Source organism: Streptomyces sp. Ru71 (assembly GCF_002920535.1).
In the GTDB taxonomy this organism is placed as follows: domain Bacteria; phylum Actinomycetota; class Actinomycetes; order Streptomycetales; family Streptomycetaceae; genus Streptomyces.
The window spans coordinates 20,320-31,362 of the sequence record NZ_PQSS01000084.1 but is presented as its reverse complement, the minus strand read 5'-3'; the positions used below and the strand labels follow the sequence as shown (position 1 = coordinate 31,362).

At 72.2% G+C, this 11,043-nt stretch carries 8 protein-coding genes; 5 read left to right on the top strand and 3 right to left on the bottom strand.

The annotated features are described in order from the left end of the window. Window positions 1–2 precede the first annotated feature (2 nt). Entirely contained in the window at window positions 3–1,235 is a 1,233-nt protein-coding gene (locus C3489_RS32350) for a DUF2637 domain-containing protein (protein WP_258055052.1), read from the top strand. Window positions 1,236–1,313: 78 nt separating this feature from the next. Here the strand turns inward: C3489_RS32350 and lysS are convergent, their stop codons facing one another. Continuing rightward, window positions 1,314–3,068 carry a lysine--tRNA ligase gene (gene lysS / locus C3489_RS32345; protein WP_103785679.1) on the bottom strand — a complete coding sequence of 585 codons (1,755 nt, stop codon included), beginning with the start codon at window positions 3,066–3,068 and terminating at the stop codon, window positions 1,314–1,316. A gap of 190 nt (window positions 3,069–3,258) precedes the next feature. Here lysS and C3489_RS32335 point away from each other — a divergent pair, with 190 nt between their 5' ends. The 4 genes from C3489_RS32335 (at window position 3,259) to argS (ending at window position 8,162) form a co-directional block, all read left to right on the top strand. Continuing rightward, window positions 3,259–4,503: a hypothetical protein gene (locus tag C3489_RS32335; RefSeq protein WP_146075379.1), complete on the top strand. Its 1,245-nt coding sequence runs from the start codon at window positions 3,259–3,261 to the stop codon at window positions 4,501–4,503. A 57-nt stretch (window positions 4,504–4,560) separates the two neighbouring features. Then, window positions 4,561–5,688, top strand: a complete 1,128-nt coding sequence (locus tag C3489_RS32330) for a hypothetical protein (RefSeq protein WP_103785676.1) — start codon at window positions 4,561–4,563, stop codon at window positions 5,686–5,688. Then, window positions 5,645–6,301 carry a DUF11 domain-containing protein gene (locus C3489_RS32325; RefSeq protein ID WP_103785675.1) on the top strand — a complete coding sequence of 219 codons (657 nt, stop codon included), beginning with the start codon at window positions 5,645–5,647 and terminating at the stop codon, window positions 6,299–6,301. The genes C3489_RS32330 and C3489_RS32325 overlap by 44 nt, the downstream gene beginning before the upstream one ends. Window positions 6,302–6,398: 97 nt before the next feature. After that, window positions 6,399–8,162, top strand: a complete 1,764-nt coding sequence (argS, locus tag C3489_RS32320; RefSeq protein ID WP_103785674.1) for an arginine--tRNA ligase — start codon at window positions 6,399–6,401, stop codon at window positions 8,160–8,162. Window positions 8,163–8,272: 110 nt separating this feature from the next. Here the strand turns inward: argS and C3489_RS32315 are convergent, their stop codons facing one another. Together C3489_RS32315 and C3489_RS32310 are read right to left on the bottom strand one after the other, a co-directional pair. Further along, on the bottom strand, window positions 8,273–9,475 hold the full coding sequence (locus C3489_RS32315; protein WP_103785673.1) for a PLP-dependent aminotransferase family protein: 1,203 nt from the start codon (window positions 9,473–9,475) through the stop codon (window positions 8,273–8,275). Between the two features lie 101 nt (window positions 9,476–9,576). Beyond that, entirely contained in the window at window positions 9,577–10,890 is a 1,314-nt protein-coding gene (locus C3489_RS32310) for a helix-turn-helix transcriptional regulator (RefSeq protein WP_103785672.1), read from the bottom strand. Window positions 10,891–11,043: the final 153 nt, after the last annotated feature.

Sequence of the window (11,043 nt, the reverse complement as noted above, 5' to 3'; positions counted from 1 at the left end):
TCATCGCCGGTATCGGCTTCGCCGGTTCGTACGCGGCCGTCCGCGAACTGGCGATCAAGAAGGGCTTCGGGAACTTCTCCTACGTCTTCCCGATCGGCATCGACGCGGGCATCTGCGTGCTGCTCGCCCTCGACCTGCTGCTGACCTGGATCCGCATCCCCTTCCCGCTGCTGCGTCAGACCGCCTGGCTGCTCACCGCGGCCACCATCGCCTTCAACGGCGCGGCCGCCTGGCCCGACCCGCTCGGCGTCGGCATGCACGCGGTCATCCCGATCCTGTTCGTCGTCTCCGTCGAGGCCGCCCGGCACGCCATCGGCCGGATCGCCGACATCACCGCCGACAAGCACATGGAGGGCGTCCGGCTGATGCGCTGGGTGCTCTCCCCCATCCCCACCTTCCTGCTGTGGCGCCGCATGAAGCTGTGGGAACTGCGCTCCTACGAACAGGTCATCAAGCTCGAACAGGAACGCCTGGTCTACCAGGCCCGCCTGCGCTCCCGCTTCGGCCGCGCCTGGCGCCGCAAGGCCCCGGTGGAATCCCTGATGCCGCTGCGCCTGGCCCGCTACGGCGTCCCCCTGTCGGAAACGGCCCCGGCAGGCCTGGCAGCAGCAGGCATCGAACCGGCTCTCATTCCGCCGGCGCCGAAGCCGGAGCTGGACGCGGCTCCCCACCCGACGTCCGTAGCTGCGGGCAGTCGTGCCGCTGGGGCGGCACGGGTGTCGGCACCTCTCAGCGAGCAGCGGCCCGAGTTGGCCCGCAGCGACGCCGGGCGTCCGGATCCCGAACCCGAACCCGACGAGAGCCCGTGGTTCGCCAACCCCCGCGAGGTCGAATACCACGGCGGCTACGACCCCAACTACGACCCCGCCGAGCAGTACGCCCAGTGGATAGCCGAACAACAGCAGGCCGAGCAGTACGAGGACCAGTACCAGGAGGAGCCCCCCATCGAGGAGCCCTCTCCGGAGGAGACGGGCAGCTTCCCCATCCCGGTCGGCCCCAACCGCACCCGCGAGCTCGGCGACGGCGGCGGCACCCCGGAGCCTGAGCCGACCGAGGAGGACTTCTACCTGGTCTTCCGCAAGTCGATCGACGGCAGCTACCCGACCGCCGGCCAGTTCCGGGAGGACGTGCAGGCGACGTTCGGGGTCGAGCTCCCCAAGGGCGAGGCGGAACGCATGGTCAACCGCTTCACCAACCGCCACTCCGCGCAGCTGCAGGAAGACCACATCGCGTAGGACCGGCGCAGACAACATGAGGAAGGGGCCCTCGGCCGAGGGCCCCTTCCTCATGTCCGTTTCTTCATGTCGTACCGCTTACGCGCCGAGCAGCCGCCGCACCCGCTCCTGCCCCACCGCGAGCAGCAGCGTGGGCAGACGCGGACCGGTGTCACGCCCGACCAGCAGGTGGTAGAGCAGCGCGAAGAACGACCGCTGGGCGGTCTTGATCTCCGGCGGCAGCTCCTTGGGCGTGGCGTCGGCGGAGAACCCGGCCTGGACCTTGGGCACGCCGTAGACGAGGTGGGTCAGCCCGTCGAGCGACCAGTGCTCGGCGAGTCCGTCGAGCAGCAGCCGCAGGGACTCGCGGCCGGCGTCGTCGAGCGACTTCAGCAGCTCGGTGTCGGGCTCGTCGCGCACGATGGTGCGCTGGTCGGCGGGGACGTGGGTGTTGATCCACGCCTCGGCCTTGTCGTACCGGGGCCGGGCCTCGTCGAGGGAGGCCAGCGGCTGCTCGGGGTCCAGCTCGCTGAGGATGCGCAGCGCCTGGTCCTCGTGGCCGGCGGTGATGTCGGCGACGGAGGCCAGCGTGCGGTAGGGCAGCGGGCGGGCCGTCTTCGGCAGCTCACCGGCGGCGGTGCGCACGGCGCGGGAGTGCGCGGCGACGTCGGCGGGCAGGGCCGAGCCGTCGGCGACCTTGGCGTCGAGGCGGTCCCACTCGTCGTAGAGCCGCTGGATCTCCTGGTCGAAGGCGATCTTGAAGGACTGGTTGGGCTTGCGGCGGGCGTACAGCCAGCGCAGGATCTGCGGCTCCATGATCTTCAGCGCGTCCGCCGGGGTGGGCACGCCACCACGGGAGGACGACATCTTCGCCATGCCGGAGATGCCGACGAAGGCGTACATGGGGCCGATGGGCTGCTTGCCGCCGAAGATGCCGACGATCTGGCCGCCGACCTGGAACGAGGAGCCCGGCGAGGAGTGGTCGACGCCGCTCGGCTCGAAGATCACGCCCTCGTAGGCCCAGCGCATCGGCCAGTCGACCTTCCAGACCAGCTTGCCGCGGTTGAACTCGCTGAGCCGGACGGTCTCCGAGAAGGCGCACGCCGTGCAGGAGTACGTCAGCTCGGTGGAGTCGTCGTCGTAGGCGGTGACGGTGGTGAGGTCCTTCTCGCAGTTGCCGCAGTACGGCTTGTACGGGAAGTACCCGGCGGAGCCGGAGGAGCCGTCGTCCTCGGCGGCGGCACCGGAGCCCTCGGCGGCCTCCAGCTCGGCCTCGTCGACCGGCTTCTGCTTGGCCTGCTGCTTCTTCTGGTCGGCCGGCTTCGGCTTGGTGCGGTACTGGGCGAGAACGGCGTCGATGTCCTGCCGGTGCTTCATCGCGTGCAGGATCTGCTCGCGGTAGACGCCGGAGGTGTACTGCTGGGTCTGGCTGATGCCGTCGAACTCGACGCCGAGCTCGGCGAGCGACTCGATCATGGCCGCCTTGAAGTGCTCGGCCCAGTTCGGGTACGGCGAGCCCTTCGGGGCGGGCACGGAGGTCAGCGGCTTGCCGATGTGCTCGGCCCAGGACTCGTCGATCCCGTCGATGCCGGCCGGCACCTTGCGGTAGCGGTCGTAGTCGTCCCAGGAGATCAGGTGGCGCACCTGGTACCCGCGGCGGCGGATCTCGTCGGCGACCAGGTGCGGGGTCATGACCTCGCGCAGGTTGCCCAGGTGGATGGGGCCGGAGGGAGAGAGTCCGGAGGCGACGACGACCGGTTTGCCCGGGGCCCGACGCTCCGACTCCTCGATGACCTCATCCGCGAAACGGGAGACCCAGTCGGTGGTCTCGGTGCTCTGAGCCACGATCGGCACGTCCTCTTTTTCTGGGAGTTCTCAGGGGAGTTCTCAGACGGCGGCCGGTACGTCTCGCACGGCCGGCCGCCCCCATTGTCCCAGGCCCGGGGCCAAGCCGGAAAACGACTTCTCACAGCCTTGGTACAACCGTTCCCTTCCCTCACCGGTCCAACTGCTCGGTGGACCGGCCGAGGGAGAGGTGGGGCACATGCGGGGCGACGGAAGACGGACCCGGACGACGGGCGCGGCGACGGCGGCACTGCTGCTCGCGGCCTTCATGGCACCGGCGGCGCAGGCGGCCCCCACGGCCCCCACCGAGGTGACACCGACGCCGACGGGACCGGCCACCCCCACAGCGCAACCGACTCCCGCCGCGTCACCGACCTCCCCGGCGACTCCGTCCGCCCCGCCGACCCCGACCGCCACACCCGCCGCCCCGGCCCCCGCCGCGGCCCCGTCCCAGGCCGACGTGAAGACGACCCTGCGCCCGGAGCCGACGACGGTGGCGCCCGGCCGTATCTTCCAGCTGAACGTGGCCACGGACCTGGTCTCGGGCTCGGTCCCGGAGCTGGCGACGGTGATCACGCTCCCGCGCGGGCTGACGTACCAGCGCCCCACGGACCACCACGACCTGGAGTACACGCGCTGCACGCCGTCCGCGCACGGGCGCGTGATCACCTGCCGCTCGCTGGACACCCCGCACGACCACGTCTGGGAGCAGCTCGCCATGCGGATCGACCCGGACGTGGCGCCGGGCACCACCCTGCCGGTCACGGCGACGGCGGTCATCGGGGACGCGGTCGACACCCACCCCGAGGACAACACGGCGGCGGCGTCCGTGACGGCCGGCTCGGGTCCGGACGTGGGCGTGGCGTGGAAGCGGGACCGGATCACGGTGAAGCCCGGCGAGGACGTACGCACCGAGCTGGTCGTGACCAACCACGGCCCCGGCACGGTCCAGCACACGGCGGTGCGCTTCTGGATGGGCTGGGACCACTGGCCGAAGCCCGGCTACGACAGCGGCTGCTGGGCCGACCCGGGCGAGCTGATCTGCGATCTGCCCGAGCTGGCCGCGGGCGAGTCCCACACCTACTCCTTCACCTGGAACTTCCCGGCCAAGGCCGCCGGCACCACCTACCGCGTGCCGACCGACCTCTACCCGGCCGACTTCCTCGACCCCGACCCGGCGAACGACCAGGCCCCCCTCATCTTCACGATCACCGAGCCGGCCACGCCCACCCGGAAGCCGGCCCCCACCGCGTCCGCGGCTCCCACCGGGTCCGAGACCCCGACGCCCCCGGCGGCCACGGGCGCGACCCCGCAGGGCGGCGGGCTCGCGGCGACCGGGACGGACGGGCTGCCCCTCGCCGGGGCGGCGGCCGCCCTGGTCCTGACCGGCGGCGCGCTGGTGGCGCGGGCCCGGGGCCGGCGCCGGGAGCAGGGCTCGCACTGAGCGGCGACTCGCCGCTCCTCCATCCGCACACTCGACGAACACGGAGAAGGACCACACATGTATCGACGCTGGGCACGCGCGCACGCCGTCATGGGAACCGCCGCTCTGTCACTGCTGGCCGCGTCGGCGGCCGGGGCACAGGCGGCCCCTGCCGCCGACCCGGTGGACGTGGAGGTACAGCAGAGCTTCGACCACGACGTCGTCACCCCGGGAGGGACGGTCGCCGTGCGCGTGAGTGCCGGAGCCCTCACCGGTGAGGTGCCCCACCTGGCGCTCAAGGTGGCGCTGCCGGCGGGCGTGACGTACACGGGCACCAGCGACGACTCCGGCGACGACGAGTGCTCGGCGTCCGCCGACGGCCGCACCCTGACGTGCGTGCGCGGTGAGGGGTCCACGGGGTCGGTGTCGGCCCACGTCCTGGCCAAGGTGGGCCAGGACGTGCCGGTGGGCACGGAGCTGTCGTTCACCGCCACCGCCGACATCGGCGACACGGTCGACCCCAAGCCCGCGAACAACACCAGGACGGGGTCGGTGCGGGTCCGGCAGCCCGGGGACCTCGGCATCGCCTGGCAGGCGCCGGCCGGCCCGGTGAAGCCCGGACAGGACGTGCGGACCGCCCTGCTGGTGACCAACCACGGCCCGGGCGCGGTCCCGCTGCAGGCCGTCCGCCTCGACATGGACCACTCCTACGGCCCCAAGACGATGGACCCCGGCTGCTGGTGGGACCCGTATGTGATCACCTGCGACGTCTTCCGTGAGGTGGCGCCGGGCGAGACGGTCACGCTCCCCTTCACCTGGAACTTCCCCGCCGAAGCCGCCGGCACCACGCAGCGCGTGCCCACCGCCCTGTACGACAGCAGCCCGCTGGACGGCAACCCGGCCAACGACAAGGCCACCCTGGTCCTGAACGTCGCGAAGGGCACCGCCACCCCGACCGCCAAGCCGACGGCGACTCCGACGCCGACGCACTCGCCGACGGCCACCCCCCAGCCGACGTCGACGCCCACGCCGACCGCCTCCACGACGGCGCCCGCCACCGGCACCACCCCGCAGGGCGGCGACGGCGGGCAGCTCGCCGCGACCGGCACCGGCAACCTCACCACGGCCGCGGCGGCAGCGGCGGCGCTCACCGTCGCGAGCGGTGCGCTGGCCCTGGGGCTGCGCCGCCGCCGTCGGCAGCACTGATCCGGTGCGTCACCGCTGGGCCGTGGGCGCGGCCGTGCCGGCACTGCTGGCCGCGTCCACGGCTGTGGCGCACGCCGTCACGCCTGATCCGTCCGCCGATATCGGCCTCGCGTGGCGCAAGCCCGCCGGTCCGGTCGCCGCGGGTGAGACGGTGAGGACGCCGCTGGTGGTGACGAACCACGGTCCGGCCACGGCCACGCAACTGGAACTGCGGATGGACGTCATGGGGGACCACTGGCCCGGCGGGTACGGCGAGTCCGCCGACCAGTGCTGGACCGACCCGGGCGTGGTGATGTGCCTGCTGCCGGATCTGCCCCCGGGCGAAAGCCTCACCCTGCCCGTGGTGTGGAGCTTCCCCCGCAGGGCGACCGGCACGACCTACCGGGCTCCCGCCTCCGTCAGCGGCGTGCCCGACGACCCGGACTCGGCGAACAACGCGGACAGCATCGACTTCGCCATCGCCGAGCCGCCCTCGCCCAAGGCCGTCCACCGGCCGTGGCGGGTCGTCACCGCCGCGGCGGCGGGCGCGGCGGTCGCGGCCACCGGTGGTGCGCTGCTCCTGCGCCGCCGAGCGCGCCGCCGAGCGCGCCGCCGGGCCCGCCCACGGGCCTGAGAGGGGGCGCGGCCGCGCGCGTCCGGAAAACCCCTTTACCCCCCATGGGATACTGGCCGTGTCCACACACCCCGCGAGGAGAACGGCACCCATTCCTATGGCCTCGGTCACGTCCCTCACCGCCTCCGTCCACCAGCGCCTTTCCGCCGCGCTCTCGGCCGCCCTTCCCGAGGCCGCCGGCGCGGACCCGCTGCTGCGACGAAGCGACCGGGCGGACTACCAGGCCAACGGCATCCTGGCGCTGGCGAAGAAGGCCAAGGCCAACCCCCGGGAGCTGGCCACGCAGGTCGTCGCGCAGGTGACCACCGGTGACGTGATCAAGGACATCGAGGTCTCGGGCCCCGGCTTCCTGAACGTCACCATCACCGACAGGGCGATCACCGAGAACCTGGCCGCGCGCGCCGCGGACACCGACGGCCGGCTGGGTGTGCCGTTCGCGGAGCACCCGGGCACGACGGTCGTCGACTACGCGCAGCCGAACGTGGCCAAGGAGATGCACGTCGGTCACCTGCGGTCCGCGGTGATCGGTGACTCGGTGGTGCAGCTGCTGGAGTTCACCGGCGAGAACGTGGTGCGCCGGCACCACATCGGCGACTGGGGCACCCAGTTCGGCATGCTCATCCAGTACCTGGACGAGCACCCGCACGAGCTGGACCACAAGGACGCCGAGGTGACCGGCGAGGAGGCGATGTCGAACCTCGACCGCCTCTACAAGGCCGCGCGGAAGAAGTTCGACTCCGACGAGGAGTTCAAGACCCGCGCCCGGCGCCGGGTGGTCGACCTGCAGGCCGGTGACCCGCACACGCTCGCCATGTGGCAGAAGTTCGTGGACGAGTCGAAGATCTACTTCTTCTCCGTCTTCGAGAAGCTGGACATGGAGGTCCGCGACCCCGACATCGTCGGCGAGTCCGGCTACAACGACATGCTGGCCGAAACCTGCCGCCTGCTGGAGGAGTCCGGCGTCGCGGTCCGCTCCGAGGGCGCCCTGTGCGTCTTCTTCGACGACATCAAGGGCCCGGACGGCAACCCGGTCCCGCTGATCGTGCAGAAGTCGGACGGCGGCTACGGCTACGCGGCCACCGACCTCTCGGCGATCCGCGACCGCGTCTTCAACCTGAAGGCGAACTCGCTGATCTACGTGGTGGACGCCCGCCAGTCCCTGCACTTCAAGATGGTCTTCGAGACGGCCCGCAAGGCCGGCTGGCTCAACGACGACGTCAAGGCGTATCAGCTGGCGTTCGGCACGGTGCTCGGCAAGGACGGCAAGCCGTTCAAGACCCGTGAGGGCGAGACGGTCCGCCTGGTCGACCTCCTCGACGAGGCGATCGACCGAGCGTCGGCGGTCGTCCGCGAGAAGGCGCAGGACCTCTCCGAGGAGGAGATCGCCGAGCGGGGCGCCCAGGTGGGCATCGGCGCGGTGAAGTACGCGGACCTGTCGACGTCGGCGAACCGGGACTACAAGTTCGACCTGGACCAGATGGTCTCGCTGAACGGCGACACGTCGGTCTACCTCCAGTACGCCTACGCCCGTATCCAGTCCATCCTCCGCAAGGCCGGCGAGGTCCGCCCCGCCGCCCACCCGGAGCTGGAACTGCACGAGGCGGAGCGCGCACTGGGCCTGCACGTGGACGCGTTCGCGGAGACGGTCGCGGAGGCGGCGACGGAGTACGCCCCGCACAAGATGACGGCGTACCTGTACCAGCTGGCGTCGCTCTACACGACGTTCTACGACAAGTGCCCGGTACTGAAGGCCGAGACGCCGGAGCAGGTGCAGAACCGCCTGTTCCTGTGCGACGTCACGGCGAAGACCCTCCACCAGGGCATGGCCCTGCTGGGGATCAGGACGCCTGAGCGTCTCTGACCTCGGCCGTCGGCCGGGGTCATCGGCCCTCGGCTGACACGCACAACGCACGCACGACGCACCACTGGGCCCCGGCCACCCCTCCCAAAGGGCGGCCGGGGCTCGGTCGTTCAGGTGGTGGCCAGACCCTTCGACAGTCGGCGCAGGCCCTCCGTGATTTCCTCCGGGGTCTGCGTCACGAAGCACAGGCGCAGCGTGCGCGGGTCCGGATCGGCGGCGAAGAACGGCGCACCGGGCACGTAGGCCACGTCGTACCGCACCACCTGCGGCAGCAGCGCGGTGGTGTCGTACGACGACGGCAGCCGCACCCACAGGAACATGCCGCCCTCGGGCCGCGTCCACGTCGAGCCGGCCGGCAGGGTGTCCGGCAGCCCGGCGAGCATCGCGTCCCGGCGTTCCCGGTAGACCGAACGCACGTGCTCCACATGGGCGTCGAGCACGTCGAGATAGCGGGCGGCGGCGAGCTGGTTGACGGTCGGGGTGTGCAGGTCGGCGGCCTGCTTGGCGACCGCGCAGGCGCGGCGCAGGGCCTTCGGGGCGCGCAGCCAGCCCAGCCGCAGCCCCGGCGCCATCACCTTGGAGAAGGAACCGAGCAGCACGGTGCGGTCGCGGGCGTCGTCGTGCGCGGCGATCCAGCCGACGCTCTCACCGTCGTAGCGCAGCTCGCCGTACGGGTCGTCCTCGACGATCCACAGCCCGCACCGCGCGGCCACGGCGGCGAGCTCGGCCCGGCGGGCGGCGGGCATGGTGCGCCCGGTGGGGTTCTGGAAGGTGGGCACGGTGTAGAGCAGCTTGGGCCGCTCCCGCTCCACCAGTTCCTGAAGGGCCCGCGGATCGGGGCCGTGCTCATCGCCCGGTACGGCGATCACGCGGGCGCCGGCCAGTCCGAAGACCTGGAGGGCGGCCAGGTAGCAGGGGTTCTCCACCAGCACCGTGTCCCCCGGCTCGATCAGCGCGGTGGCCAGCAGGGACAGCGCCTGCTGGGAACCGGTGGTGACCAGCAGGTCGTCGGCGGACGTCGGCAGCCCGCGCCCGGTGATCCGCGCGGCCAGCGCCTCGCGCAGCCCCGGTTCGCCCTCGGTCGTGGCGTACTGCAGGGCCCGCGTCGGGCTGTGCTCCAGCACCTCTCGGAAGGCGGCCGCGATGCCCGCGCGGTCGAACAGCTCGGGGGCCGGCAGCCCGCCCGCGAAGTTGATCACCTCGGGGCGCGCGGTGACGGCGAGGATGTCGCGTACCGGGGACCCGCCGATCGCCGACGTCCGTGCGGCAAGGGGAGGAAGGGGCGCGGTGGCGGCTGGGGCGTCGACGGTCATGGCACGGCTCCTTAAGGGCTTGCTGGCTGCGATTGCCTCGCGTGCCCGCAGCGTAGGGAGATGCGTGCCGTGTACACCGTTCCTTTTCGCCATACGGACAGTCAGTCCCCGCTGACCGGCTCCCAGGCCGAGCCGCCCAACGGGTAGACGTAGTAGGGCTTCTGCGACCCGCTGGTGCGGAAGGGCCGGCCGTGGTCGTCGACCCGCACGGTGCCTTGCCGGGTGCCGCTGGACCACTCCAGCTCCAGATACCAGCGCACATCGTGCCCGCTGGTGTGCGCGTTGACGTAGAAGACCTCGGGGTCGGACTCGCTCACCTTGTAGGGGAAGTTCCGCTGCCCGGCGACCGGCATCGCGAGCGGATTGCCCAAGTCGAGCGCGACGTCGAAGGACTTGGTGTTGACGCCCCCTCCACAGCCGTCGCCCATCGCGTACTTGTTCCACGCCAGGGGCTTGTCGCTGCCCACCACGCGCACATGCAGCGCCTGCAGTACGACCGTCCGCGCGCCGGTGCCCTGCACGGTCAGCGTCACCATCTGGTGGTCGGCGGCCACGGCGCCCAGGGCCACGGCCCAGCCCTCCGCGTCCTGCTGCACGGGCGGCTTCGGCACGTTGCGCGGACTGCGGTCCACCAGGAAGCTCTGCTCGCAGGGCACGTCCCAGTAGTACGGGGTGGTGGCGACGGTGACGGCCACCGGGCCCGTGTCCTTCTCTTCGCCGGATGGGGCCGCGGTACGGCCCGGCGACGGTGAGCCCTCGCTCGCGGACGGGGACGGTGAGGGGGATGCCGTTGAGGTGCGGCTCGGCGTGGCCGGGTGGGCGGAGGGCGTACGGGACCCGGATCCGGCGGCGGGCAGCCGCGCCCCGGCCGCCTGCCCGTCCGGGGTCCGCGGCGCATCGTGCTCCCCGGGCACCACACTGACCGCGACGGCCACGACAGCGGCGACGACGGCGGCACCGGCCCCGGCGAGGACGGCGGTACGGCGCCGGCGGGGCGGGGAGGGGGTGTTCGGCCGCGGCGCCGGGTCCGACGCTTCGAGGGTGGCCGGCGGAGGGGTGGGGTCCGGCGAGGCGGGTGTGTCCGGCGTGTCGGGGATGTTCGACGGCTCGGGGGTGTCCGGTGGGGCGGGGGCGTTCAACGGCTCGGAGGGATCCTCCGCCCGCGCGGGCTTCACCCCGCGCAGCGCGTCCGCCCGGACCCAGCGGCGGTGCAGCTCCAGCAGTTCCTCGGGCGTGGCCCGGCACACGCGGGCGAGGCGTTCCACGGGGGCGTAGTCCGCCGGTACGACCTCCCCGTTGACGTACCGGTGCAGCGTGGAGGTGCTCATGTGCAGCCGCTTGGCGAGCGCCCCGTAACTGAGTCCCGACCGCTCCTTCAACGCCCGCAGCAGCTCGGCGAAGTCGCCCCCCGACACCCGTTTCCCCTCTCCCGCGTCCCGGAACCGCGTTCCAGACGGAGGGTGTTCCCCCAGGTCAGAGCCGTTCCGGCCATCCCATTGTTCCGTATCCCCCGTGGCTGCTGGCGGCTGGGACAGCGGCTACCGCAGGCTTTCGGTCATCCAAGCACG

Excerpts from the sequence above, each read along its gene's own strand:
- C3489_RS32335 (WP_146075379.1), top strand. The coding sequence starts at position 3,259 with ATGCGGGGCGACGGAAGACGGACCCGGACGACGGGCGCGGCGACGGCG.
- C3489_RS32330 (WP_103785676.1), top strand. The coding sequence starts at position 4,561 with ATGTATCGACGCTGGGCACGCGCGCACGCCGTCATGGGAACCGCCGCT.
- argS (WP_103785674.1), top strand. The coding sequence starts at position 6,399 with ATGGCCTCGGTCACGTCCCTCACCGCCTCCGTCCACCAGCGCCTTTCC.
- C3489_RS32315 (WP_103785673.1), bottom strand. The coding sequence starts at position 9,475 with ATGACCGTCGACGCCCCAGCCGCCACCGCGCCCCTTCCTCCCCTTGCC.